This window comes from Amycolatopsis halotolerans (genome assembly GCF_042647905.1).
GTDB lineage: Bacteria > Actinomycetota > Actinomycetes > Mycobacteriales > Pseudonocardiaceae > Amycolatopsis > Amycolatopsis halotolerans.
Genome location: NZ_JBHRWI010000004.1, coordinates 369206 through 394436 on the forward strand (window position 1 = coordinate 369206; position 25231 = coordinate 394436).

At 71.4% G+C, this 25231-nt stretch carries 25 protein-coding genes; 20 read left to right on the forward strand and 5 right to left on the reverse strand.

Features of this window, described 5'->3' with window-relative positions; genetic code table 11:
* The first annotated feature begins 45 nt into the window (after positions 1-45).
* The 16 genes from ACFORO_RS04285 (at position 46) to ACFORO_RS04360 (ending at position 14745) form a co-directional block, all read left to right on the forward strand.
* Positions 46-1650 (forward strand): FAD-dependent monooxygenase, encoded by a 1605-nt coding sequence (locus ACFORO_RS04285; RefSeq protein ID WP_377869578.1) that lies wholly within the window; start codon positions 46-48, stop codon positions 1648-1650.
* Complete coding sequence (locus ACFORO_RS04290) at positions 1650-3164, forward strand: peptide MFS transporter (RefSeq protein WP_377896486.1); 1515 nt, start codon at positions 1650-1652, stop codon at positions 3162-3164. Before ACFORO_RS04285 ends, ACFORO_RS04290 begins: the two co-directional genes overlap by 1 nt.
* A gap of 17 nt (positions 3165-3181) precedes the next feature.
* Entirely contained in the window at positions 3182-3919 is a 738-nt protein-coding gene (locus ACFORO_RS04295; protein WP_377869580.1) for an SDR family NAD(P)-dependent oxidoreductase, read from the forward strand.
* Positions 3919-4308, forward strand: a complete 390-nt coding sequence (locus ACFORO_RS04300; RefSeq protein ID WP_377869581.1) for a SchA/CurD-like domain-containing protein — start codon at positions 3919-3921, stop codon at positions 4306-4308. The genes ACFORO_RS04295 and ACFORO_RS04300 overlap by 1 nt, the downstream gene beginning before the upstream one ends.
* The gene (locus tag ACFORO_RS04305; protein WP_377869583.1) at positions 4305-5186 is read left to right on the forward strand and encodes an NAD(P)-dependent oxidoreductase; all 882 of its coding nucleotides are present in this window, start codon (positions 4305-4307) and stop codon (positions 5184-5186) included. The genes ACFORO_RS04300 and ACFORO_RS04305 overlap by 4 nt, the downstream gene beginning before the upstream one ends.
* A gap of 16 nt (positions 5187-5202) precedes the next feature.
* Positions 5203-5652 carry an anthrone oxygenase family protein gene (locus ACFORO_RS04310; protein ID WP_354741209.1) on the forward strand — a complete coding sequence of 150 codons (450 nt, stop codon included), beginning with the start codon at positions 5203-5205 and terminating at the stop codon, positions 5650-5652.
* Between the two features lie 94 nt (positions 5653-5746).
* Entirely contained in the window at positions 5747-7009 is a 1263-nt protein-coding gene (locus tag ACFORO_RS04315; RefSeq protein ID WP_354741208.1) for a ketosynthase chain-length factor, read from the forward strand.
* Positions 7006-7266: an acyl carrier protein gene (locus ACFORO_RS04320; protein WP_354741206.1), complete on the forward strand. Its 261-nt coding sequence runs from the start codon at positions 7006-7008 to the stop codon at positions 7264-7266. The genes ACFORO_RS04315 and ACFORO_RS04320 overlap by 4 nt, the downstream gene beginning before the upstream one ends.
* A gap of 1 nt (position 7267) precedes the next feature.
* Positions 7268-7723: an SRPBCC family protein gene (locus tag ACFORO_RS04325; protein WP_354741204.1), complete on the forward strand. Its 456-nt coding sequence runs from the start codon at positions 7268-7270 to the stop codon at positions 7721-7723.
* Between the two features lie 4 nt (positions 7724-7727).
* Positions 7728-8198 (forward strand): DUF1772 domain-containing protein, encoded by a 471-nt coding sequence (locus tag ACFORO_RS04330; protein ID WP_377869584.1) that lies wholly within the window; start codon positions 7728-7730, stop codon positions 8196-8198.
* A gap of 27 nt (positions 8199-8225) precedes the next feature.
* Positions 8226-8978 carry an SDR family NAD(P)-dependent oxidoreductase gene (locus ACFORO_RS04335; protein ID WP_354741200.1) on the forward strand — a complete coding sequence of 251 codons (753 nt, stop codon included), beginning with the start codon at positions 8226-8228 and terminating at the stop codon, positions 8976-8978.
* Entirely contained in the window at positions 8978-9307 is a 330-nt protein-coding gene (locus ACFORO_RS04340) for an antibiotic biosynthesis monooxygenase family protein (RefSeq protein WP_354741198.1), read from the forward strand. Before ACFORO_RS04335 ends, ACFORO_RS04340 begins: the two co-directional genes overlap by 1 nt.
* Positions 9307-9633, forward strand: coding sequence for an antibiotic biosynthesis monooxygenase family protein (locus tag ACFORO_RS04345; protein WP_354741196.1), 327 nt, complete (start codon positions 9307-9309; stop codon positions 9631-9633). Before ACFORO_RS04340 ends, ACFORO_RS04345 begins: the two co-directional genes overlap by 1 nt.
* A gap of 118 nt (positions 9634-9751) precedes the next feature.
* Positions 9752-11023 carry an FAD-dependent oxidoreductase gene (locus tag ACFORO_RS04350; protein ID WP_377869585.1) on the forward strand — a complete coding sequence of 424 codons (1272 nt, stop codon included), beginning with the start codon at positions 9752-9754 and terminating at the stop codon, positions 11021-11023.
* Positions 11024-11609: 586 nt separating this feature from the next.
* Positions 11610-13535 carry an AfsR/SARP family transcriptional regulator gene (locus ACFORO_RS04355; protein ID WP_377869586.1) on the forward strand — a complete coding sequence of 642 codons (1926 nt, stop codon included), beginning with the start codon at positions 11610-11612 and terminating at the stop codon, positions 13533-13535.
* Between the two features lie 43 nt (positions 13536-13578).
* Positions 13579-14745 carry a nucleotide disphospho-sugar-binding domain-containing protein gene (locus ACFORO_RS04360; protein ID WP_377869587.1) on the forward strand — a complete coding sequence of 389 codons (1167 nt, stop codon included), beginning with the start codon at positions 13579-13581 and terminating at the stop codon, positions 14743-14745.
* 574 nt (positions 14746-15319) lie between these two features.
* On the opposite strand, the gene ACFORO_RS04365 is transcribed toward ACFORO_RS04360, so the two are convergent.
* From ACFORO_RS04365 to ACFORO_RS04375, 3 genes are read right to left on the reverse strand one after another with little or no spacing between them, the layout of a single operon-like run.
* Positions 15320-16717 (reverse strand): MFS transporter, encoded by a 1398-nt coding sequence (locus ACFORO_RS04365; protein ID WP_354746389.1) that lies wholly within the window; start codon positions 16715-16717, stop codon positions 15320-15322.
* Positions 16714-16947 carry a ferredoxin gene (locus ACFORO_RS04370; protein ID WP_354746391.1) on the reverse strand — a complete coding sequence of 78 codons (234 nt, stop codon included), beginning with the start codon at positions 16945-16947 and terminating at the stop codon, positions 16714-16716. The genes ACFORO_RS04365 and ACFORO_RS04370 overlap by 4 nt, the downstream gene beginning before the upstream one ends.
* Positions 16941-18137: a cytochrome P450 gene (locus tag ACFORO_RS04375; protein ID WP_377869588.1), complete on the reverse strand. Its 1197-nt coding sequence runs from the start codon at positions 18135-18137 to the stop codon at positions 16941-16943. The genes ACFORO_RS04370 and ACFORO_RS04375 overlap by 7 nt, the downstream gene beginning before the upstream one ends.
* Positions 18138-18328: 191 nt before the next feature.
* Here ACFORO_RS04375 and ACFORO_RS04380 point away from each other — a divergent pair, with 191 nt between their 5' ends.
* The 4 genes from ACFORO_RS04380 (at position 18329) to ACFORO_RS04395 (ending at position 22022) form a co-directional block, all read left to right on the forward strand.
* Positions 18329-19372 carry a methyltransferase gene (locus ACFORO_RS04380; protein WP_377869589.1) on the forward strand — a complete coding sequence of 348 codons (1044 nt, stop codon included), beginning with the start codon at positions 18329-18331 and terminating at the stop codon, positions 19370-19372.
* Complete coding sequence (locus ACFORO_RS04385; protein ID WP_377869590.1) at positions 19369-20412, forward strand: aminotransferase class I/II-fold pyridoxal phosphate-dependent enzyme; 1044 nt, start codon at positions 19369-19371, stop codon at positions 20410-20412. The genes ACFORO_RS04380 and ACFORO_RS04385 overlap by 4 nt, the downstream gene beginning before the upstream one ends.
* A gap of 105 nt (positions 20413-20517) precedes the next feature.
* Positions 20518-21267: an SDR family NAD(P)-dependent oxidoreductase gene (locus ACFORO_RS04390; RefSeq protein WP_354746398.1), complete on the forward strand. Its 750-nt coding sequence runs from the start codon at positions 20518-20520 to the stop codon at positions 21265-21267.
* A gap of 2 nt (positions 21268-21269) precedes the next feature.
* On the forward strand, positions 21270-22022 hold the full coding sequence (locus ACFORO_RS04395) for an SDR family NAD(P)-dependent oxidoreductase (RefSeq protein WP_377869591.1): 753 nt from the start codon (positions 21270-21272) through the stop codon (positions 22020-22022).
* A gap of 534 nt (positions 22023-22556) precedes the next feature.
* On the opposite strand, the gene ACFORO_RS04400 is transcribed toward ACFORO_RS04395, so the two are convergent.
* Both ACFORO_RS04400 and ACFORO_RS04405 read right to left on the reverse strand, forming a co-directional pair.
* A complete protein-coding gene (locus tag ACFORO_RS04400; RefSeq protein ID WP_377869592.1) occupies positions 22557-23741 on the reverse strand; it encodes a cytochrome P450 in 1185 nt (394 codons plus the stop codon).
* Complete coding sequence (locus ACFORO_RS04405; protein ID WP_377869593.1) at positions 23738-25153, reverse strand: hypothetical protein; 1416 nt, start codon at positions 25151-25153, stop codon at positions 23738-23740. The genes ACFORO_RS04400 and ACFORO_RS04405 overlap by 4 nt, the downstream gene beginning before the upstream one ends.
* Between the last annotated feature and the right edge of the window lie 78 nt (positions 25154-25231).

The window sequence follows — 25231 nt, forward strand, 5'->3', positions numbered from 1 at the left end:
GCGTCCCCGAACACTCCCGTCCAAGGTCGAACGAAGGAACCAACCATGCAGGAAATCTCTGTACCAGTGCTGATCGTCGGCGCCGGGCCGGTCGGCCTCTCCGCCGCGGCGTTCCTCGGGCGGCACGGGGTGAAGGCGCTCGTCGCCGAACGGCGCGACAGCACCTCGACGCTGCCCCGGGCCCCCGGCCTCCAGGCCCGCACGATGGAGTTGTTCCGCGCGGCGGGCTTCGTCTCGGAGATCCGCGCGCTGGAGATGGGCGACTCGCACCCGTACTTCGAGGGCGGCATCATCCAGACCAGGACGTTCGCCGAGATCGACGACGCGGTGACGCTCGAGGCGCCGTCGCTGGACGGCGAGCACATCAGCCCGGAACGAGTGATGGGCTGCGGGCAGGACCGGTACGAGCGGGTGCTGGTCGACCTGGTCGCCGCGGCGGGCGGCACGGTGAAGCACAAGACCACCCTGCTCTCGTTCCGCCAGGACGACTCCGGCGTGACCGCCGAACTCGACGAGGACGGCCGTCCGCTGCGGGTGCGCGCGCAGTACGTGATCGCCGCGGACGGAGCGGGCAGCACCACCCGCGGGATGCTCGGCATCGAGCGCACCGGGCGGGGCACCGTCTTCGACGCGATGTCGATCTACTTCCGGGCGCCAGAGCTGGAAACCATGCTGGCGCACCGGAAATTCATCCTCTGCTACGCGACCGCGGCTCCCGGCACCCTGATGGGCCTGTCGCGGCTGCACGGCTGCGACCCCTGGCTGGCGGCGCCGCTCTACTTCCCGGACCGCGGCGAGACCCGGGAGGATTTCACCGACGAGCGCTGCCTGGAGATCATCCGCACCGCCGCCGGCCGCCCGGAGATGGACGTCGAGGTCATGGCCAAGGTGCCGTGGCGCGGCGCGCAACTCGTCGCCGAGACGTTCCGCAGCGGCCGGATCTTCCTCGCCGGCGACGCCGCGCACGTGCATCCGCCCGCCGGCGGATTCGGCGCCAACACCGGGATCCACGACGCGCACAACCTGGCGTGGAAGCTGGCGGCGGTGCTGGCGGGCACCGCGGACGAGCCGCTGCTCGACTCCTACGACGCCGAGCGCAGGCTGGTCGGCGAGGCGATGGCGGCACAAGCCCTGGTGCGCAACCGGATCCGGCACGGCCACGCGGACGCGGAGACCGCCGCGCAGATGGTCGACGACGTGATCGTCACCCTCGGCTATCGCTACCGCTCCGCGGCCATCACCGGGGTGCCCGAGGACGCCCGCGTGCTCGAACCCGAGCTCGAGCTGACCGGCAAGCCCGGCACCCGGGCGCCGCACTGCTGGCTCGAGCGCAACGGCGAGCGACTGTCCACAATCGACCTCTACTACGACGATTTCGTGCTGCTGACCGGTTCCCGCGACAGCGGCTGGCTCGAAGCGGCGGACCGGGTCGGCAAGCTGCTTGGCACACCGGTGCGCGGGCACGTGCTGGCCGAGGACGGCGACCTCCGGACGGAACCGGGCACTTTCGCCGCCGCACACGGGGTTCCGGAGCACGGGGCGGTCCTGGTCCGCCCGGACGCTTTCGTGGCGTGGCGGAGCGACGCCGGGGCCGACACCGCCGAAGACGCGCTGCGCGCCGCACTCGCCGCCGCGACCGGACGGCCGTGATGGCGGCCCCGGCCGGATCCGAAGCCGATCCCGGCGACCGGCCGGTCACGCTGTTCGCGATGCCGGCCTGGTACTCCCGTCTGTTCACCGCGGACCTGTTGGAACGCTTCGGTTTCTACGGTCTGCAAGCGGTGCTGGTGTTGTACGCGGCGGCCCCGGCGAGCACCGGCGGGCTGGCCCTCGGCGTCGACGCCGCCGCCCTGTTCGGCGCCTGGATCGCGTTCACCTACCTGCTGTCGCTGGCAGGCGGCTGGATCGGCGACCGGGTGCTCGGCGCGCGGCGGGCGATGCTCACCGGGTGCGCGCTGAGCGCCGCCGGGTTCGTCGCGCTGGGCGCGGGACTGCCCGCGGCGGCCGGCCTCGGCCTGCTGGCGGTCGGCAACGCCGTGTTCAAACCGAACCACCAGGCGCTGGTCAACCTGCTGTTCGGGAACGGGCGCGGACGGGAATCCGGCATTTCGCTGATGTTCGTCGCGACTCAGGTCTCCTCGCTGCTCGCCCCGCTGGCCTGCGGCTGGCTCGGCGAACGGGTTTCCTGGTCGGCGGCGTTCCTCTGCTGCGCGGCGGCGATGCTGCTGACGGGCGTCCGGGTCGCCACGGCGGCGAGCCAGTTCGGCTCGGCGGGCCTTGCCCCGCGAACCGGGCTGAGCGCGGAAGAACGGGGGCGGGTGCTCCGCCGCACCGCGCTGGTCGTCGTCGCGGCCGCGGTCGCGACGACGGCGGCCGCGATCGCCGGGGTGCTCACTGTCCGCACGCTCGTCAGCGCGGCCGGAGTGCTGCTTCTGGTCACGACGGTCGCCGGTTTCCGTTCCCTGCGCCGGAATCCGGAACTCGCCGAGGCGGACCGGAAACGGCTGTCCGCGTTCCTCGCGGTCCTCTGCGGCGCGGCGCTGTTCTGGATGGTCTTCGCCTACTCCGGATCGCTGCTCACCTTGTTCGCCCGTGACCACGTGCGCCGCGAGTTCGCCGGGTTCCTCGTCCCGGCGAGCTGGCTGCAGTCGGTGATCCCGTTGTGCACGCTCCTGTTCGCCCCGGTGATCGCGCGGCTGCTGCCGAGGCTGGGCAGGCGGAACAACGTCCCGGTGAAGTTCGCGATCGGGCTCTGCCTGATCGGTTCCGGATTCCTGACCATGGCCGTCGCCGCGGGCCAGACCGGCGGCGGGGCCAAGGTTTCCCCGCTCTGGCTGGTCGCCGCCTACCTGGTCTCGGCGCTGGGCGAACTGGTGATCGCGGCGGTCAGCATCGCGGCGACCGCAGACGTGCTGCCCCGCTCGTTCACCGCCCGGATGCTCGGCCTCTACTGGCTTTTCGCCGGTCTCGGCAGTGCGATCGGCGCGATCCTGCTGCGGTTGCTGCAACTGATTCCCGAGCTCTGGTACTACCTCGGGCTCGGCGCCGCCAGCGTCCTCGCCGGACTGCTGTTCACCGTCTTCCGCGGCCGGCTGACCGCCGCGCTGCGCCGCGATCCCGCCGGGCACGACGCACCGCGCGCCGCCGCCCCCCATCGAAGCTAGAGAAGAGGTTTTTTCCCATGCACCAAGGACTGGACGGCAAGAAAGTCGTAGCGACCGGCGGCACGAAAGGCATCGGCCGGGCGATCGTGCTCGCGTTCGCCGCGGCCGGCGCTTCCGTGGTCACTTGCTACCGCGAAGACGAGGAAGCCGCTGCCGCGCTGGAAAAAGAACTGGACCGGATCGGCGGGACACACCGGGTCGTACGGGCCGACGTCACCAGCGAGGACGGCGCCGCGGGGCTCGCCGCCGAAGCCGCGGAAACGCTGGGCGCGGTGGACGTTCTGGTGAACAACGTCGGTGTGGACGGCGTCGTGCCGTTCGGCCGGCTGACCCCGGCGGAATGGCAGCGGGTGATGGACCACAACGTCACCAGCGTGTACCAGGTGACGCACGCGTTCGCGGACAAGGTGGCCGACGGCGGTTCGGTGATCACCGTCGGCTCGTCGGTGGCGCTGCGCGGACGCGCGAACGGGGTGCACTACACGACGTCGAAAGCCGCGCTGATCGGGTTCACGCGGGCGCTCTGCAAGGAATTCGGGCCGCGGGGCATCCGGGTCAACGCGGTCGCCCCCGGGCTCACCGAAACCGAACCGGGTGCCGGGCTGCCGCCGGAGGCGGTCAGCCGGATCGTGGGCATGACCGCGCTCGGCCGGATCTGCCAGCCCGCCGACGTCGCCGGTGCGGTGCTGTTCCTCGCCGGCGACACCTCGGCCTACATCAGCGGAATCACTCTCAACGTGGACGGAGGAGTCTGATGCCCTACGCGGCCATCTGCTATCGGGTCAAGCCGGGCAACGAGGACCGGATCGCGGAGATTTTCGCCGGGTTCCAGCGGATGTCGACGCCGCAGGCGCCGGCCGGGAACGGCGACGAGGGCGCCCGCCTGCTCGGCACCGCGGTGTTCGTGCAGGACGACGTCGTGGTCCGGTTCGTGCACTACGAAGGAGATTTTTCCGCGGTCGGCAGGCATGTCGGGGCGCAACGCGGCGTGCACCTGGTCGAGGAGGCGCTGGCACCGTACCTCGCCGAGCCCCGCGACACCAAGAGCGAAAAGGGATTCGCTCGCTACTTCGCCGCGGCGACCATGCGCTGCGTCTCCCAGCTCTCGGCCGCCGACCACCCGAACGCCGGGACGCCGCGGTGACCGCCAAGGTAGCCGCGATCGGACTCGGGGAAATGGGTTCGGGGATGGTCCGCGCGCTGCTCGCCGCGCGGTACGAGGTCGTGGTCTTCAACCGCACCGCCTCCCGCGCCGAGTCGCTTCGCCCGGCTGGCGCGCGGGTCGCCGCCACCCCCGCCGAAGCCGTCCAGGACGCGGATCTGGTCCTGGTGAGCCTCGCCGACGAAGACGCGGTGACGCAGGTGCTGCTCGGCGATCTCGCCGGCGTGCTCACCTCCCGGCACACAGTGCTGGACACCTCCACGGTGTCGCCGCCGTTCTCGATCCAGACCACCGAGACGCTGGCCGGGAAGGGGGTCCGCCGGATCGAAAGCTGCGTCATGGGCAACCCGGAAATGGCGCGGGCCGGGCGGTTGCGGGTCTTCGCCGCGGGGGAGGGCACGCCCGGCGAAGACGTGTCCGCGGTGTTCGCCGCGATCGGCCAGCAGGTGAGCTGGCTCGGCGAGACCGGTCGCGCGAGCACGCTCAAGCTCGCGTTCAACCTCCTGCTCGGCGTGCAGACCGCGGGACTGGCCGAAGCGCTGGAATTCGCCGGGTCCGCCGGGATCGACCGCACCCTGCTGCTGGACGTCTTCGCGAACAGCGGATGGTATTCGCCGATCCTCGGCTTCCGCGCGCGGTTCATGCGGGAACGCGACTACCGGCCGGCCGCCTTCCGCAGCGCGTTGATGCACAAGGATCTCCGGCTCGGTTGCGAGGACGCCGCCGGTCGCGGCGTGCCGATGCCGGTGACCGGAGCCGCGGCGGACCGGTTCGGCGCGGTGGTCGACGCCGGGCACGGCGACGACGACGCGGCGGTGATCGCCGAAGGCTTCCACCGCGACCCGTCGTCCGCGCGGTGACGCGGAAGGGATCGACGTGTCCACAGTGGAACGTTGGCTGGCGGGCGCCGCGACGGTCTCCAGCGGCGCGATCGCCGGGGTGCTGTTCGCCGTCGCGCTCGCCGTCCTGCCCGCGCTGTTCGCCATGCCGCCCGCGCAGTACGTCTACAGCCACCAGCTGATCGGCAAACGGTGGGACCCGACGATGCCGGTGCTCGTACTGGGCTCGACGGCGCTCGACGTCGTCCTCGCGTTCCTGGTGCCGGGCCGGGCCTGGCTTTTCGGCGCGGGAGCGGGAGCGCTGGCCGCGGTGTCGGTGGTCTCGCATTTCTGCAACGTCCCGCTCAACCGGGCGGTCAAACGGCTCGACCCGGAGGCGATCCCGGCGCACTGGGCCGATCCGCGTCCGCTGTGGCGCCGGTGGCACCTGCTGCGCACGGGGATCGCGGTGCTCGCGGCCGGGCTCAACGCGGCCGCGATTTCCTGAGCGAACGATCGAGCACCGTTCGAGAAGCGCTTCAGCGAACGCGCTGAAGATCGGAACCGGGCAGGAAAGCTGTCCGCTGGGGAAGGTGAGGATCATGACCGATTCGGGCGGTGCCGGGCGGACGCTGGTCACCGGGATCGGCGTCGTGGCCCCGACCGGCATCGGGACGGGGGAGCACTGGAGCGCGACGCTCGCCGGCCGCTCCGGGATCGGGCGCATCAGCCGGTTCGACCCGGCGGGCTATCCGGTCCGGCACGCGGGCGAGCTTCGCGGCTTCGCCCCGAACGAGCACCTGCCGGGCAGGCTGCTGGTGGAGACCGACCTCTGGACGCAGACCGGGCTGGTGGCCAGCCACGAGGCACTGGCCGACGCGGCGCTCGACCCGGCCTCGGTCCCCGAGTTCGAGATGGCCGTGCTGACGTCCAGCTCGTCCGGCGGAGTCGAGTTCGGCCAGCGCGAGATGGCGAGCCTGTGGCAGCACGGCCCCCGGATCAGCGCCTACCAGTCCATCGCGTGGTTCTACGCGGCGACGACCGGCCAGCTCGCGATCCGGCACGGCATGCGCGGCTCCTGCGGCGTGGTCTGCGCCGAGCAGGCGGGCGGGCTCGACACCTTCGGCCAGGCAAGGAGATTCACCGCGGGCGACACCCGGGTGGTGGTCGCGGGCGGCACCGACGCGCCGTTGTGCCCCTACTCGCTGGTCGCCCAGCTGACCAACGGCAGGCTGTCCGCCGAACCCGATCCGCGGCGGGCGTACCTGCCGTTCGACGAGGCGGCCTCGGGATATCTGCCGGGCGAGGGCGGCGCGATCCTGGTCGCCGAAAGCGCTCGCGCGCATCGCGAACGCGGGGCCGCGCACTCCTACGGCGAAGTCGCCGGACACGCGGCGGGGATGGACCCCCGGCCGGGCTCGGGCCGGCCGCCCGCGCTCGCCAGGGTGATCCGCGGCGCGCTCGCCGACGCCGGTCTCGGACCGGGCGACATCGACGTCGTCTTCGCGGACGCGGCGGGGTCCCCGGACCTGGACCTGCTTGAGGCGCAAGCGATCGGCGAGGTGTTCGGGGCCGGCGCGGTCCCGGTGACCGCGCCGAAGACACTGGCCGGCCGGCTCTACGGCGGCGGGGCGGCGCTGGACGTGGCGACCGCGTTGCTCGCCCTGCGCGACGGCGTCATCCCGCACACCGCGGGCACCGAGCGGCTGGCCCCCGGCTGCGATCTCGACCTGGTGCGCACCGCGCCCCGGGAAACGGCACTGACCACCGCGCTGGTCCTCGCGCGCGGACACGGCGGCTTCACCTCCGCCCTCGTCCTCCGGAAAACCGAACCCGACGGAACCAGACAGGGAGATCTCCGATGACCGAGCTCACCATCGACGACCTGCGCGACATCCTGCGCACCAGCGTCGGGGTCGACGAAGGAGTCGATCTGGACGCCGACATCGGCGACATCGAATTCGCCGAGCTCGGCTACGACTCGCTGGCCGTCCTGGAACTGGCGGGCCAGCTCCAGCGCCGGTACGGGGTGACCATCACCGACGACGCCGCGCTCGACATGCGCACCCCGGCCGAGGCGCTGCGCACCATCAACCGACACCTGGAGAGGACGGCCCACTGAGATGTCCGGTCACGTCGACAACGAGATCCTCATCAAGGCGCCGCTGGAACTGGTGTGGGAGCGCACCAACGACGTCGAGTCCTGGACCGAGCTCTTCAGCGAGTACTCGGCCGCGGAGATCCTGTCCGAACGGGACGGCACCATCGTCTTCCGGCTGGCGCTGCACCCCGACGAGAACGGCAAGGTGTGGGACTGGGTCTCGGCCCGCACGCCGGATCCCGAGACCCGCACCGTGCGGTCGCAGCGGGTGCAGACCGGGCCGTTCAAGTACATGTGGATCTACTGGGAGTACACCGAAACCCCGGACGGCACGCGGATGCGCTGGGTACAGGACTTCGAGATGAAGGCGGCCGCCCCGATCGACGACGAGGCGATGCGCGCGCGGCTCGACCACAACACCGGCATCCAGCAGAAACTGATCCGGGACCGGCTCGAGCAGCTGGCCGCGGCCCGCTAGCCCCGTGGCCGTCCTGCTGTTCCCGGTGGTGCTGCTGGCGAACGGGCTGGCGGCCGGAGTGCTGGTCGGCACCCAGCTCGGCGGCTGGCCGCTGCTGCGCGGCCTCCCGCCGGACCGCTACGTCCAGGCGCACGCCTTCTTCGCCACCCGCTACGACCCGTTCATGCCGCTGTGCTTCGTTTTCACGTTCGCCGGCGACGCGGCACTGGCCTTCGCCGACACCGGCCCGCGCCGCGCCCTGTTCGCCGTCGCCGCGCTGCTGACCGGCGTCGCGATGGCCGTCTCGCTGGCGAAGAACGTCCCGGTGAACAGGTGGCTCCGGACTCTCGACCCGGACCGCCTGCCCGCCGACTTCGCCCGGCTCGACCCCCGAAAGCACTGGGGCGCCTGGAATCGCGTCCGCAGCACGCTCTCCGTGCTCGCGTTCGCGCTGAACTGCGTCGCGCTCGGCTTCCTGCTGGGCGCGGCGGCCTGACCCGACGAGACAACGAGGAGCGTTCCGATGGATCTTGGTTTGCACGGCAAGACAGCGCTGGTGACCGGAGGGGCCCGGGGCATCGGCCGCGGCATCGTGCTGGAGTACGCCCGGCACGGCATCGACGTCATCACCTGCCACCGCACCGATTCCGAGGCCGCCGCCTCCCTGCAGCGCGAGCTCAAGGAGATCGGCGGCAGGCACCACGTGGTCCGGGCCGACCTGACCGATCCGGACGAGATCGAGCGGCTGTTCGACGTCGTCCGCTCCGAGTACGGCGTGCTGGACGTGGTGGTCAACAACGCGGGCGCGATCAGCCACATCCCCTACGCCGAACTCCCGCTGGAGGAATGGAACCGGGTCCTCGCCACCAACCTGACCGCGGTGCACCTGGTGACCCAGAACGCGATCGAGCTGCTCGACGCGGGCGGCTCGGTGATCAGCATCGGCTCCAAGTCCATCGACGCCGGCATCCCGCTGCGCGCCCACTACACCGCGACCAAGGCCGCGCTGCAGGGCTTGAACCGTTCGCTCGCGAAGGAATTCGGCAGCCGCGGCATCCGGTTCAACGTGCTCTCCCTCGGCGTGATCGCGACCGAGGCGATGGACGCGCTGCCCGCCGAGACCCGCGAAACCATGGTCAAGCGGTACTCCGACAAGACGGCCCTGCACCGGCTCGGCACCCCGGCCGAGGTCGCGGGCGCCGCGCTGTGGCTGGCCAGCGACCTCGCCCGGTACGTCACCGGTTCGGTCGTCAGCGTGGACGGGGGGATCTCCTGATGCCGGCGAGCACCGCGTTCCGGGTCATGCTGCGGATGGTGATCAAACCGGGCATGGGCGCGGACTTCGAACGGGTCTGGCTCGACGTCGGCGACTCGGTGGTCACCCACCCGGCGAACCTCGGGCAGTGGCTGTCCCGCTCGGACGAGGAGACCGAGGACGGCGCGTCGGTCTACTACATCGTCAGCGACTGGGTGAGCGAACCGGCGTTCCGCGAGTTCGAGACGAGCGACCGGCACCTGACCCACCGGCAGAAGCTGCACCCCTACCGCTCCGGCGGCTCGATGGTCACCATGCGGGTGATCGCCTACCTCGACCGGGGCCTCTGATGCCCGGCGCGCTGCGGGTCCTGTTGTTCAACCGGACGGAGGACGGCGAGGGCCTGCGCGCCGCCTACCGCCGCACCAGCGAGGCGCTGAGCGGGACCCCCGGCCTGCTCGGCAACGAACTGCTCGGCAACGTCCACGACGGGGCGGAGTTCATCGTGATCAGCGAATGGGCCGACCGGAAAGCCTTCGACGACTGGGAAACCGGTGCGTCGCACCGGGCGAGCACCGCCCCGTTGCGGCCCTACCGGGACCTCGGCCTGCCCCGCCCGTTCGGCGTCTACCAGGTACTGGACGGCTTCGCCGGCGAGGCGGCCGACCCGTGCTGACCTCGCTGCGGCGCTGCACGTCCTGGTTGGCTGAGGGGCTGATCGCGCTCGGCGCGGGCGCCGGCTGCATCGTGCTTCCCGGGGAAACCACGTACAGCGACGAAGGCGAGGAGCCACCATGGCCACCGGAGCACGCGGCCCCAAGACGATCGTCATCGGCGGAGGCGTCGGCGGGCTGATCCTGGCACAGGGCCTGCACGCGGCGGGGCTGCCGGTCGAGGTGCACGAGCGGGACGCCTCCCCGCGCACGCGGACCCAGGGCTACCGGCTGCGAGTGAGCCCGGACGGCGAGCGGGCGATGCGGGAATGCTTGCCGCCGCGCGTGATCGAGCTGCTGCTGGCCACTTCGAACCAGCGCCACGGCGAAGGACTGCTGGCCTTCGACGAACAGCTGGCCCCGCAGTGGGCGCCCGCGTTCGACGACCCGAGGGGCAGCGGCCCGGACAAGATCGACGCGGTCGACCGCGTGACCTTGCGCCGGGTCCTGCTCGCCGGTCTCGACGACGTGGTGCGCTTCGGCCGCAAGCTCACCGAGGTGGTGGAGACCACCGGCGGCGTCACCGCCCGGTTCTCCGACGGCTCGTCCGCGACCGGCGACGTGCTGGTCGCCGCGGACGGGGCGAACTCGGCGGTGCGCACCCAGTTCTGCCCGCACGAGCAGCCGCGGGACCTGGGTGTGCGGACGGTTTTCGCGCGGCTGCCGATGACCGCGGTGCACCAGGCCGGGTTGCCCGCACAGCTGCGCGGCGAGTTCAGCTACGTGATCGGCTCCGACGGGCACCATCTCGGCTTGATGCCGATGGTGTTCCGCGAGGCGCCGCCCGCCGCGGCGGCCCGCCTGTGGCCGGGTCTGGACCTGCCGCCGGGCGAGGACTACTACATGGCGGTGCTCAACGTGCACCGCGACGAACTGGGGTTGTCGGACGACGAGTTCTTCGCGATGGACGGCCGGGCGCTGGCGCGCTTCGCCACCGCCCGGATGAGTGCCTGGCACCCGGCGCTGCGCGGGTTGTTCGCGCTCGGCGACGCCGCGGACACGTTCGCGGTGTCACTGCGCGCGAGCGTGCCGGTCGTGCCGTGGGGGACCGAACGGGTGGTGGCGCTCGGCGACGCTGCGCACACGATGCCGCCCTCCGGCGGGGTCGGAGCGAACAGCGCGGCATGGGACGCGGCCCTGCTGACCGGGCTGCTCCGCCAGGTGGCCGACGGGGATATCGGCCTTGCTGATGCATTTGACCGATATCGAACGGGTGTCACCGAGCACGCGACCGCCGCGGTCGGTCTGTCGCTCAAAATCGCCCAGTGGTCCATTCGCAAGATCGACATCGCGATGCCCGCCGCCGAGCCCGGGAAAAATTCGGCGAACAGCGCGCCCGCGCCGTTGCATTAAAGTCAGCAGAAAAATGGTTCGGAACAAATCGAGTTAACCTTGAAAAGAATGCGGCGGCCTCGCTTTATCCGCCCACCCGGATCACTCGGAAGCAATTCGAGAAAATTGTTCGGACTGCTTCCGGCGGTGCCGCGGGGGCGGTCGGCGACCCCTCGGCGGGCCGGGCCGCCGGCCTCGCCGAGGGGGCTCCGGTCCAGGTCGGAGCCCTGCGTCCCAGCTTCCGGCACACCGCGAACGCCCAGTACAGCGATAGTGATGATAGGGCTAATCATCAAATAATTAGTGTGCCGCCATTGTGTTGTATTCGCAGGTGAGGCGCATCTCGCGTGCGGTTTTCAATCCCCAGGGGCGGCTTGTCAGGAAAAAAATCACCAGCTCCGGCAATGTTCGGTCAGTGGTGTGCAATGCCTGGCTGTCGCGGTTCCGGTCCGTCCGGCGCGGCGCCGTCGAGACGGTCTCGTGCCCTCGACGTGATCTGTGAACGCTTGGCAGTTACTGTCAAGAGATTTGTTTGTCCCCCGTCTGGCCGTAGACCGCGACTGATCATTTTGAAACTATTAACGCGAGCAATCGACTTTGCCGATCTATGGGGGAACATACCGTGAGGATTAATCTTCTTGGTCCGCTGGAGGTCGTCCACCTCAACGCAGTTATCACCCCTACCGCCGCAAAACTTCGCCAGGTGCTCGCTCTGCTCGCGCTGCATTCCGGCCGGGTGGTCCGCAACGAGCAGATCCTGGAGGAGCTCTGGGAGGACAACCCGCCGATCAGCGTCACCACCACCATGCAGACCTACATCTACCAGCTGCGCAAGCTGCTCCGGCTGCAGCGGCCCGGCCTGGCCCCCGCGGGCGAGGTCGACACGAGACCGCTGCCCAGCCTGCAGACCTCGCCGGGCGGGTACAGCCTCACCTACCAGCCGGAGGGCCTCGACTCCTACCGTTTCGAGCAGCTGGTGAACCAGGGCCGGGCGGAAAGCGCGGCGGGCCGGTGGACGGACGCCTCGGCCACCCTCGCCCACGCCGGCCTGCTGTGGCGCGGGCCGGCGCTGGCGGACGTCAACGTGGGCCCGGTGCTGCGCGCTGAAATCCTGCGGCTGGACGAGTTCCGCCGCAACGCGCTGGAACTGCGGCTGGAGGCCGACCTCCGGCTCGGCAGGCACCACGAGCTGATCGGCGAGCTCGCCCGGCTGGTCGGCCAGGAGCCGACCAACGAAGGCCTCCATGCGAAGCTGATCATCGCGTTGTACCGGGCCGGGCGCCGGGCCGAGGCGCTGCGTGTCTACCAGCAGCTGCGCACCGCGCTGAACCACGAACTGGGGCTGGACCCGTCGGATGAACTGCAGCGGCTGCACCGCGCGGTGCTCGACGCGGACCGGTCGCTCGACCTGGAGCCGGACACCGACGCGCACCGCGTGACCTCGCCGGAGCCGCAGTGCCAGCTGCCGCCCCGGCGCAGCAACCTCGTCAGCCGCGACCAGCCGCGGGCGGCGGCATTGGCGGCGCTGCGCGCCGACGGGGCGGGCGGCCCGGCGACGATCGTCGTGACCGGCCCGCCCGCGTCGGGCAAATCCGCCTTCGCCACGGAGATCGCGCACCTGGTGCGCCGCCAGTACCCGGACGGCCAGCTCTACGCCCGGCTCACCGACGACGACGGCAACCCGGCCGACCGGAGCGAGACGCTCGGCCACTTCCTGCGCGCGCTCGGCGACCAGCGCGCGGACGTGCCCGCCGGTTTCGACGACCGGGTGCTCGGTTTCCGTTCGCGCACCTCGGACCGGCGGCTGCTGACCGTCTTCGAGGACGTGACGAGCCTGGACCAGCTGTCCGGGCTCATGCCGTCCGGGGACGACTGCGCGGTGATCGTGATCAGCAGGCGCCGGATCGTCCCGTCGCCGTCGGCCACCGTCATCGAGCTGTCGCCGCTGGACCTCGACCAGAGCGCGACGATGCTCGCCCAGCTTTTCGGACCGGGCGACGACAGTGCGCGGTCCGCCGCCGACGCCGACTTGCTGCGGCTGTGCGACGGGCTGCCCGGCGCGCTGGAAACCGTGGCGAGCAGGCTGAAAGTCCACTCGCACTGGACGACCGCCCGCGCGGTCCGCTGGATCAAGGCGGAGCTCGCCAGGGACGGCGGGGCCACCAGCGATCCGCTCGGCCTGCGCGCCGGCGTGTGGCAGAGCTACCAATGCCTGACCCCGCTGGGCCGGGCGGCGTTCCGGGTGGTGACCGGCGAGCTGACCGGCTCGGTGTCCGCCGCCGGGCTCGCGGCCCGCCTGTTCGTCCCGGAGCACGTCGCGGAAACGACGCTCGACGAGCTGGCCGAGCTGTGCCTGGTGACGATCCGCGAGGACGATTCGAGCGTGTGCCGCTGCCTGCCCGGCATCAGCGCGGTGGGACGGCAGCTCGCCGAGGAGCACGACCGGCTGACCGAGGTGCTCGGCGGGGACGACGCGTTCGGCATCCCGGAGCAGAGCCGGCTGGTCCTCCAGCCCGCCCAGCAGTCCACCTGACCCTCCCGGCCGGACTGACCTCGAGCAAAGGAGCGAGTCCTCGATGCGGGTGCTTTTGACTGCGTGGGCCTGGCCTTCGCATCTGTACGCGCTGGTGCCGATGGCGTGGGCGATGCGCGCGGCGGGCCACGAAGTGCTGCTGGCCAGCCAGCCGGCGGCGGCGGACTGGGTGACCGCGACCGGGCTGCCCGGCGCGAGCGTGGGAACCGACGTCGCCGCCGCCGACCTCGTCCGCCAGTACGTCCTCCCCTCCGCGGCCGACCCCGACGGCTCGCTGGGCGGCGCGAAACGGACCGGGGCCGGGCCGCGGGCGATGGAAATGTTCCTGGCCCACGCGGAATCCATGACCGGCGGGCTGATCGAGCTCGCCGACCGGTGGCGGCCGGACCTCGTGGTGTACGAACCGACCGCGCTGGCCGGGCCGATCTGCGCGGCCGCGGCCGGCGTGCCCGCGGTGCGCCACCTCTACGGCACGGACCTGATGCTGCGCGCCCGCGGAATCCTGCCCTCGGCGCTGGCCCCGCTGGCCCGCCGCCACGGGGTCGCCGAGTTCGATCCGTTCGGCGAGTACACGATCGACCCGGTGCCGGCGTCTCTCCAGCTTCCGGCGGACTACCGGCGGTTCCCCGTGCGGTACGTGCCGTTCAACAGCCCCGGCCCGCGCCCGGCCCCGCCGCCGCGCGGGAGCCGGCCGACCGTGTGCGTCAGCTGGGGGCACACCATGGCCAAGCTCCACCCGCGGCTTTTCCTCGCCGGCTGGATCGCCGGCGTGCTGCGCGAGCTGGACGTGCGGGTGGTGCTGGCGTGCTCCTCGGCGCAGCTCGAACTGCTCGGGCCGCTCCCGGACGACGTCTCGCTGTACGTCGACGCGCCGCTGGAGGGCTTGCTCGACGACTGCGACCTGCTCGTCTCGCACGGCGGGGCGGGAAGCATCCTGACCGCGCTGTCGAAAGGAGTCCCGATGCTCCTCCTGCCGCAGCTGCCGGACCACGCCGCGCACGCGGGCCGGGTGCTCGCGACCGGGGCCGGCGAGGTGCTGGCGAGGGACGAGGCCACCGAGGAAGCGGTCGCGGCCCAGGTGACCCGGCTGCTGTCCGACCCGGCTTTCCGCACCGCCGCGGTCGCCCTGCGGGAGGAAATGCGCGCTCAGCCGACCCCGGCGAACGTGGTCGCCGAACTGGAGCGGACGGCCCCGGTCCCCGCCCCCTGACCCCATGCCCTGGACCATCCACAAAGGACTTCAGTGCCGCCGGAACGCCTGAACTCCGTGAGGGGAACCCTGAGGGACTCTGATTCCCTCAGGGTTCCCCTCACGGACGCCTGGCCCGCCCGCGAACCGCACCCGCGGCGCCGTCTTGAGTGACCCCTGACCCGGCTCGGGCCCCCGGCCCCCAACGGAGGCCCCATGCCCTGCCGAAGGGCCCCGGTGCGGATCGCGCACCGGGGCCCTTCTTTCGTGCCGCTGTCCCTGGTGCGCGGTGTTTAGTCCAAAGAGGACAGATGTGCCGGACAGGGAGACCGGCTCGGGCCACCGGAATCAGGGCGCGTATCCGTTCCGCCGGATCCGTCGTTCCCGCCGGGCCGGACGCCGGGTCGCCCGAGCCGCAAGGTCCGGGAACCGCGCCGGGCCGGGGACAACGGGCTCGGCTGCCGCCCGGCGCGGGGCAGCACAGCCGCCACGCCGAAGGGCTCCGGCGCGGATTGCGCACCGGAGCCCTTGCCTTCGTGCCGCCGTTTCCGGCTCGCACAGTATTTAGTCCACAGAGGACAGTCGTCCTCCGGGATCAACCCGTCGCGCGCCGGTCCCGCACCGCGAACGAGACCGCCAGTGCCAGTGCCGCCGCGATCGCCGCCATCCACAGCGCCGCCGCGAAACCCGCCGTCGGCGAGCCGCTTCCCGGAGGGCGGCTGGACAGCTGCGAGGCGAGCGCGATGCCGATCGAACCGCCGAGGCCGAGGCAGGCGGAGTTGATTCCCGGCAGCACCCCGGCTTTTCCGGGCGGGGCGAGCACGACGCTGAGCCCGTTGAGCGCGGTCAGCGCGACCGAGTTGACCGCCGCCAGCAGGATGACCAGACCGAAAACCGCCCACGGCGAACGGTGGGCCAGTGCGATCGCCACGATCAGCGGCGCGACCCCGAACAGCGACAGCCGCAGGAGCCGGAGCCAGCCGACCCGCGGTGCGAGCGCCCCGGCGAGCGGCGACGCGAGCACAGTGACCGCGCACGGCGGCACCATGAACACCAGGGTCATCATCGTCGCCGAGAAACCGTAGCCGCCCGCCGGGAAGATCGCGAGCAGCGGGACCGTGTAGTTGATGACGCTGAGCACGCCGACCAGCAGCAGGACCGAAGTCAGCAGCATCGGCCAGATCTGCCGCGAAAGCAGGTACTCCGCCGGGATCAACGCGTTCGGCAGCCGCGCCTCCACCCGGACGAACACCAGGAACAGCAGCGCGGCGACGGCGGCGAGCCCGAGCAGCCAGACCACCGGCCGGTCGGCCATCCCGGCCGCCGCCTGGATCGCCGCCAGGCACAGGCAGAGCACTGCCGCGCCGCGCCAGTCCATCCTGCCCTCGCGCGACGGCGCGGACTTCGGCACCGCGCGGACGACGGAGTACAGCGCGAGCAGCCCGAACGCGGTCATGAAGCCGAAAACCGCGCGGAAGCCGCCGTGGTCGGTCAGCCAGCCGCCGATCAGGGAGTCGATCCCGGCCACCCCGCCGTACGCCGCGGTGATGATGCCCATCGCCCGGCCGAACCGCTGCGCGGGCATCGTCTCCCACAACACCCGCAACGCCAGCGGGAACGCCGCGCCGGAAGCGCTCTGCAGGACCCGCGCCGCCATCAGCGTCCCGATGTCCGGCGCCGCCGCGGCGAGCGCGGAACCGGCACAGGTCACCACGAGCGAACCGATCAGCAGCCGTCGCCTGCTGGAGTAGTCCGCGTAACTGGCCACCACCACCGAAACCAGGCCGCCCAGCAGGAAACACAGGGAATGGGCGAATCCCACCGAGGCCGCCGAGGCGGGCAGCCGGAGCGCGATGTCGCCGAGCGCGGCGGTCGGCATCGCACCGGACATCTGGCCGAGGATCGCGGCCAGCACGAGCGCCGCGTAAATCCCGCGGGCGCGCGCGGGCGCGGGACCCGCCGCCGACCGGGCGCCCGCCGTCTCCTGGGTCATCGCTCGTCCCCCGGACCGGGCTCCTCGATCCGGATCGCCCGGGTCGGGCAGCCCTGCACCGCCCGCCGCACCTCCGGCGCCAGCGCGGCGGGCGGGGCCGGGTCGACGACCTTGACCCGGCCCTCGTCGTCCTGGTCGAACACCTCCGGCACCCGGTAGACGCACAGGCTGCTGACCACGCAGACCTCCCGGTCCGCCGATACGCGCAGCGCGTCCTCGCCGGTCACCATTCGACCGGGATCTCGGCGAACGCCTCCAGGAACCCGCCGTCCTTGCGCGGCAGGTCGGCCGCGGGCACGGCGAGGCGCAACCCGGGGAACCGGCGCAGCAAGCCCTCGGTGACGACCTGCAGCTCCATCCGGGCCAGCGCCGCGCCCACGCAGTAGTGGATGCCCGAGCCGAACGTGAGGTGGTGGTTGCCGGTGCGGCGGATGTCGAGCTTCAACGGGTCGGGGAACATCGATTCGTCCACGTTCGCCTCGGTGGACAGCAGCACGGTCGACCCCTTGGGGACCACCGAGCCGTCGGCGAGTTCGATGTCTTCCAGCGCGTACCGCAGCGAGCCGAGCGAGGACCCCATCAGCTCGTACCGGAGCAGTTCCTCGACCGCCGACGGGATGAGCGAGTAGTCGGCGCGAAGATCGGCGACGACCTCCGGACGGTGCAGCAGAACCGCCATGCTGGAACCGATCTGGCTGGCCGTGGTGATGTAGCCGGCGATCAGCAGGGTGCGGATCCAGTGGTGCAATTGGTAATCCGAGAGCCGGTCCCGGTCCCCGTCGCTGATCTGGATCAGCGCGCTCGTCAGGTCCTCGCCCGGGGTTTCGCGGCGCAGCCGGATGAACTTGTCGATGTAGCTCCACAGGTCTTCCCGGCAGCGCGCCACCTCGGAGTCGGGCAGCTTGCTGATCGACAGGAAGCCGTCGACCAGCCCGCGGAAGACCTCCATGTCCTCCTCGGGAATGCCGAGCAGATGGCAGATCACGCGGATCGGCAGCGGGAACGCGATCGCCTCGTTGAGTTCGGCGGACGGCCCGCCCCGCGCCATGTCGTCGAGGAGCTCTTCGGTGATCCTCGTCGCGAGCGGCCGCAGCGATTCGATCCGCCGGGCGCTGAAGGCCCGGGTCACCAGTCCGCGCTCGGCGTTGTAGCGAGGCGGGTCCGAGTCGATCTCCGGGTCGCCGAACAGGTCGTTGTTGAGCGAGATCCGCGACGTCGGGTGCCGGGCGGTGTTGCGGCTCAGCCGCACGTCGGCGAACAGCGCCTTGACGTCCTGGTACCGGGTCACGAGGAGAGCGGGATCGCCGCTGGGCAAGGAGATCTCGAGGATGGGCTGCTCGCGCAGCGCCCGCCACTTCTCGGGGATCTCCAGCGGCGGAGTCCACGCGAACGGGTAAGAAACAGGGCACGAACCGGACACCGGGCACCTCTCTCAGGTCAGCCGCGCGCCGACGGCGAACTGGGCATTTGCTCGCCGCACACCGTCGCGCCCCCCGCTGGTGCGGCGCTGGAGCAGCGGTCAGCGGGCGGCGCGCCCAGTCCCGTCCCAGCGATCCTCGACCGGACCTCGCCACCCTGGCCGGGACCGGAACCAGGAGAGGAACGACGCCGATGACGAACACCACCACCCCGCCCGCCCAGGACACTCTCGCCCGGCACACCGACGGTTCGGCCGACATCCTTCGGCTGGGCAACTCCTTCTGCGACGCGCAGGCGTTGCTGACGGCGGTCGAGCTGAACCTCTTCGGCAGTCTCGCCGCGGGCCCGGCGAGCGAGGAGGAGCTCCGGGAGCGGCTGGGCCTGCACGGCCGCGGCCTGCGCGATTTCCTGCGCCTGCTGGTCGCGCTCGGCCTGCTGGAAACCGAGGGCGAGCGCTACCGCAACACCGAGGCGGGCTCCCGGCACCTGGTGCCCGGCGGAACCGGCTACATCGGGGATTTCCTCGGCGGGGCCAAGCACTTCCTGTACCCGGTGTGGGGCGGCCTCGGCAACGCGGTGCGCACCGGCAAACCCCAGGCGGGCGGCGACTTCGAGGTGATGCTCAACAACCCGGAGATGATCGCTCCGTACGTCCGGATGATGGACGGGCTGATGCAGGTCCTCGGCGCCAAGGTGATCGAGGCGGCCGGGTTCGCCGGGCAGCGCACCGTGGTCGACGCCGGCGGCGGCCGCGGCAACTTGGCAAGCCAACTCGCCAAGGCACACCCCGGACTGGAGATCACCGTCTTCGACCGGGAGCAGATCGAACCGTTCTTCGACGAGTACCGCGCCGAAATCGGCAGCCCGGGTTCGGTGCGTTTTCAGGCGGGCAACTTCTTCCGCGACCAGATCCCGGCCGCGGACGTGGTGGTGCTCGGGCACATCCTGCACGACTGGTCTCCCGAAGAACGCCGGCAGATCGTCGAAAACGCCTACCGGGCGGTGAATCCCGGCGGCGTGCTGGTGGTCTTCGACCGGATGCTGCCCGACGACTACGGGCACGTCGAGAACCTGGTCGCCAGCTTGAACATGCGCCTGGTGACGCCCGGCGGGTCGGAGTACTCGATCGCCGAGCTGACCGAACTCGGCGAGGCGGCGGGATTCCGGCGCGGCAAGGTGGTCGCGCTGGACAGCAACGAGACGCTCGTCGAACTGCACAAGGCCGCGGAGAAGTGACCGAGGCGCTCACGGCCACCGAATGGCAGGGCGGCGACCTGCGCGCGCTCGGCGAACGGCCGTATCTGGACCTGGGCACCTGCATCAACCGGTACGGTCCGCCGACCAGCGTGGGTTCGGCGCTGCGCGCGGTGGACATCCGGTCGCTGCGCGCGCATCCCTACGACGCCGAAGAGCTGTTTCTCTCGGCCTACGCGGACTATCTCGGCATCGGGACCGGCGATCTGGTGGCAGGCCGGGGCATCACCGAGTTCATCCGGCTGCTGTCCGCCCACTTCCCGGCCTCGCGCACGGCGGTGGTGACCCCGGACTACACCGACAGCATCCGGTGGATCGCCAACCACGTCGGCCCGTCGGGAGGCGGGCCGGAAACCGTCGAGAGCCGCGCGGACAGGGTCGCCGACGCGATGCGCCGCTACGACTGCGTCCTGCTGTCCAACCCGAACAATCCGCTCGGTCTCTACGTCCCGGCCGAGACACTCGCCGCGATCTGCCGGGACAATCCCGACGCGACGCTGATCGTCGACGAGGCCTACATCGACTTCGCCGACGGCGGCGCCCAGCGTTCGATGATCTGGTCCGGGCTCGGCAACGTCGTGGTGCTGCTCTCGCCCAACAAGCTGTTCGGCATCGCGGGCACCCGGACCGGCGTGATGTGGACGCCCGACGCGAAGCTGCGCGCGGCGATCCGCGGCCGTCAGCTGAACTGGTCGATCTCCGGCCTGGACGCGATCGTCGCCGCCGAGGCGCTGCGCAACACCGGATGGGCAGCGCACAGCCGCAGCAGGCTGCTGGCCACCGCGGACCGGATGGAAGCCCTGCTCCGCGCCCGCTATCCGGTCGTCGGCACCGGCGTCCCGGTGCATTACCGGTTCGTCCACACCGAAGACGCCGAGCGGGAGCACCAGCGGCTGCTCCGGCACGGGGTGGTGGTCCGGGTGTTCTCCGGCGCGCAGCCCGGCCGGGTGTCCGGCCTGCGGATCACCGCGCCCACCGAGGGCGAGTACCCGGTGCTGGCCGCCGCGCTGCGCGCCGACTGAGCGGAAGAGGGCAAAGCCCTATTAACCATAACCATAGTATGGCTATGGTTGAGGGGTGCGGCGCCTGCCGGGCGCCTGCCACGACTACGACCGCGGAGTGACGTTATGGATCTGGGGCTTCAGGACAAGCGGGTGCTGATCACGGGGGCGACCCGGGGGATCGGCAAGGCGACGGCGCGGCTGTTCGCCGAAGAGGGCGCGCGGGTCGCCGTCACCTACCACACCGGCAAGGACGCGGCCGACGAACTGGTGGCCGAACTCGGCGGGCCGGGCCGGGCGCTCGCGGTCCGGCACGACCTCGGCGACCCGGCGGTGATCAAGGCCGCCGTCGCCGAGGTCGAGCAGCAATGGGGTGGCATCGACGTCGTGGTCTGCAACGCACAGACGTTCACCTGGATCAACCCGGAGGACCTGAGCGACTTCGAGGACTTCCAGGAGGACTGGTACACGAAGCTGCGCGAGAACAGCGAAGGGCACCTCCGCACCGTGCAGGCCGCGCTCGGCGGCATGCGCGCCCGCGGCTGGGGCCGGGTGGTGCTGCTGTCTTCGGTGACCGCCACCAGCGGGATGTACGCGTCGGAGATCTACAGCGCCGCGAAGTCCGCGCTCAACGGGTTCGTCCGAGGGCTGATGTGGACGAAGGGCGGCGTGCTGAGCAACGTGGTCGCCCCCGGCGGCACGCTGACCGAAAGCTTCGACGGCGTCGACCCGGCGATCGTCGAACAGGCGTCGGCCACCACCCCGAGCGGGCACCTGAGCACGCCGCAGGACGTCGGCAGGCTCATCGTGTTCCTCTGCTCCGAGGCCAACGGCAACATCAACGGCGAGGTGATCAACGTGGCGGGCGGCCGCTGAGCATGGACCTCGAACTGCGGGGCAAACGCGCACTGGTGACCGGCGGCACGCGGGGGATCGGCAAGGCCGTGGTGCTGGCGCTCGCCAAGGACGGCGTCGACGTCGTCACCTGTGCGCGCGGCCGCGGCGAGAGCATGGCGGCGTTGCGGGCGGAACTCGACGCGATCGGCGGCGACCACCTCGTCTGCGAGGCCGACATCGCGGCTCCCGGCGAGGCCGAGCGCCTCGCCGGGCTCTGCGCCGCCCGGTCCGGCAGGCTGGACCTCGTAGTGCACAACGCCGCGGCGGTCGGCCAATGCGGGTACCGGGAACTCGGCCTCGCCGAGTGGACGGCCGTGCTGTCCGCGAACCTGACCGCCGTGCACGAACTGACCGCGGCGGTGCTCCCGCTGCTCGGCCGCGGCTCCTCGGTCGTCGCGATGAGTTCGCGATCCGCCGAACTCGGCCTGGCCGGGCGCGCGCACTACACCGCGTCGAAGGCCGCGCTGCAGGGCTGGAGCCGGTCGCTGGCCCGGGAGTACGGGCCGTCCGGCATCCGGTTCAACCTGCTCACGCTCGGCATGGTCCGCACCGAGGTCTACGACGACCTCGCCGAGGCCGACCGCGCCGCGCTGCTGGCCCGGTTCCGTCCGGTCATCGCCCTCGAGCGGCTGGCCGAGCCCGCCGAGGCGGCCGACGCGGTGCGCTGGCTGGCCAGCGATCTCGCCGGTTACGTCACCGGTTCCGCGGTCACCGTCGACGGCGCGCTCTGCTGAACAGCCCGCGCCGCCGCGGTCACCAGCGCACTGGCAAGGTTTCCGCGCTGCGCGCGAGCAAACCGGGGGACCAGCGCACCCGCGCCGCCGGAACCGCGAGCGCGAGCCGAGGGAACCAGTGCCCGCAGGACGATTCGCAGCTGCGGTAACGCCAGTTGCGCCCCTAGACACCGGTGCACCCCGTAGCCGAATCCGAGGTGCGGGTTGGGCCGCCGGGTCAGCTCGAGTTCCTCCGGCCGATCGAGGACGGCGTCACCGGCAATGCCAGGAACTTATTATAAGTGGCGACCTCGGCCCGCTGACCGTCCACAAAGGACATCATCGGAACAGGAATGCCCGATTTGCCGCCATGTGGCCGGGTCTTGAAGTCCGTGAGGGGAACCCTGAGGGAATCAGATTCCCTCAGGGTTCCCCTCACGGACCACAATCCGGAAGCGCGTCCGCAGCACAGCCTGAAGTTCCTGGCATTGGGCGTCACCGGTTCCGCGGTTACCGTCGACGGCGCGCTCTGCTGAACAGCCCGCGCCGCCGCGGTCACCAGCGCACCGGCAAGGTTTCCGCGCTGCGCGCGAGCAAACCGGGCGACCAGCGCACCCGCGCCGCCGGAACCGCGAGCGCGAGCCGAGGGAACCGGGAAACCAGCGCCCGCAACACGATTCGCAGCTGCAGCAACGCCAGCTGCGCCCCCAGACACCGGTGCACCCCGTACCCGAATCCCAGGTGCGGGTTCGGCCGCCGGGTCAGCTCGAGTTCCTCCGGCCGGTCGAAGACGGCTCCGTCGCGGTTGGCCGCGGTCAGCGCCACCACGACGTAATCGCCGGCGCGCAGCAGCACGCTGCCGAGCTCGACGTCCTCGGTGACCCGGCGCGGGAAGGCCGTGCTGATGCCGAGCGGGCTGTAGCGCATCAGCTCCTCGACGGCGTTTTCGATCAGCCCGGGGTCGGCGACGAGGCGGGCGTACTGGCCGGGCGCGGTGAGCAGCTGGTAGCAGAAGTTGCCGATCTGCATAGTGGTCGCGTCGTGCCCGGCGATCACCACGGTGGCGCACAGCGCGACCGTCTCCTCGTCGCTCGCCCCGCCGCGCACCAGTTCGGCGACGAGCCCGGCGCCGGGAGACCGGCGCTGGACACGGACCAGATCGCCGAGGCGTTCCCACAGCCGCAGCCCGGCTTTCTTGGTCTGTTCCGCGGGTTGCCTGGCCAACGCGGACGCCAGCAGCGACCCCGTCAGCCCGACGAACTCCTCGTGGTCGCCCGCCGGAATGCCGAGCAGTTCGGCCATCACCAGCGCGGGCAACGGTGCGGCCAGCCCGGAGACCAGGTCCGCCGGGGGGCCTTCCGCGCACAGCCGGTCGAGCAGATCGGCCACGAAACCCTCGACGGCCGCCTCGATCCGGCGCACGCCAGGCCGGGTGAACGCGGCCGCGACCGAACCGCGCAGCCTGCTGTGCGCGGGCTCGTCGTGGTTCAGGATCAGGTTGGCGCGCTGCGGCATCGGCACCACTCGCGGCTCGTCGCCTTCGAGCGACTGCTCGCGGGAGAACCGCCGGTCCCCGAGGACCAGCCGGACGTGCTCGTAGCTGCTCACCAGCCAGGCGGCTTCGCCGAACGGCAGCCGGACCCGGACCGGGCCCGCTTCGCGCAACGCGGGGAAGCGGGCGTCCGGGTCGAGCGCGGGCGCGTCGGCGAGCGGGAAAGCGAGCTCGGGCAAGCCGGTCATCGCACCGTGACACTGTCGCGGCGGGCGCCCGCGGTCACCGCGGGGCTGGCGAAAGCGCTGCCGGACGGCGGGTCGACGACGTTCAGGAACAGGTTGCCGCGGAAGGTGCTGTGCGGGTCGTCGATCCGCGAACCGCCGCGGCGGCCCGAGAACAGGTTGCCGACGAAAGACGCGCCGAAGTCCGCGACATTGTTCACCAGCACGTCGGCGGTGCTCGTGCGCACCACGTTTCCGTACACCGCAAGGGATCCGGGATTGCCGCACATGAAAGTGAAGACTCCGGTGCGGACGCCGTTCGGGTACCGGCCGAGGGAATTGTCGTCGAGGCTGACGTTGTACCGGAACGCGGTGCGGTCGGACGTGGCGTCGGGGTCGTTGCACACGATCAGCAGACCGCCGTCGCTGCGCTGGCTGAGGTTGTGTTCGTACACCGTGTCGATCGACGCGGTTTCGATCATGAACGCCTGCGACGGCAGCGCCTCCCCGCCGCGCCCGTCCGACACGGTGTTGTACCGGATCCGCGTGCCGTTCGAGTTGTAGGAGAACACGCCGGTGGTGTACTTCGTCCCGCCGATGGCGTAGCCGTCGAGCACGTTGTCCTCGACCAGCGCGCCGAGTCCATTGTAGACACCGATGCCGTCGCCGTAGACGGTGCGCAGCGTGTTCCCGGTGATGCGCACCCGGGTGTTCGGCACGTACGCGGTGCCCCTGCCGTCCGGGTATTCGGGCCGGCGTTCCCAGTCCGACGAGGTGCCGATGCCGGTCCGGCCCACCCGGGTCACGGTGTTGCGGTCGACGACCACGTCGTCGAAACCGGTCGGCCGCTGCGTTCCGGCCGCCTTGAAAAGGATTCCGCCGCTCGGGTCCCGGTCGCTGGGGTTCTGGCACTGACAGCCGTTGACGTCGTGCACGTCGACGTCGCGTACGACGTAATGCCGCCCGATGCCGTAGTCGGTGAGCCGGGCGTAGACGCCGAACCGGATTTCGTGCGCGGCGGGCGGCGGTCCGGAGTTCGACAGGTCGAGGTTTTCGATCTCCCAGCCTTCGACGTTGTCGAGCAGCACGGCCGCGAGCGCGCCGTGCGCGTCGATCCGGGGCTTGGCGCCCGCGCCGTAGGAACCGGCGGTGATCGGGCGCCTGCCGGTGCCGGATCCCTTCGGCGCGAAGGTGCCGTCGCAGTGGCTGCCCGCCCGGAACTCGACGCGGTCGCCCGGCCGGTAGGTCTGCGCGCTCGCCCGCGCCGCCGACGCCCACGGCGCCGAGGCGCGCGTGCCGGCCGCCGCGTCGGATCCTCGTTGGCAGTCCACGAAATACGTCGTCGGACGGGCAGCGGCGGCGGGCGCGGCGGTCGCCGAGACCGTCAGCAGGGCCACCGCCAACGCACCGGCCGAACGTGTTCCCCATGCGGTCATCGTCGTCTCCCGTTTCTCGCCGAGTGGCCGTGCCGGGAGACTGGACGGCCGCTCTCGAACCGGGCTCGAACGCCGGTT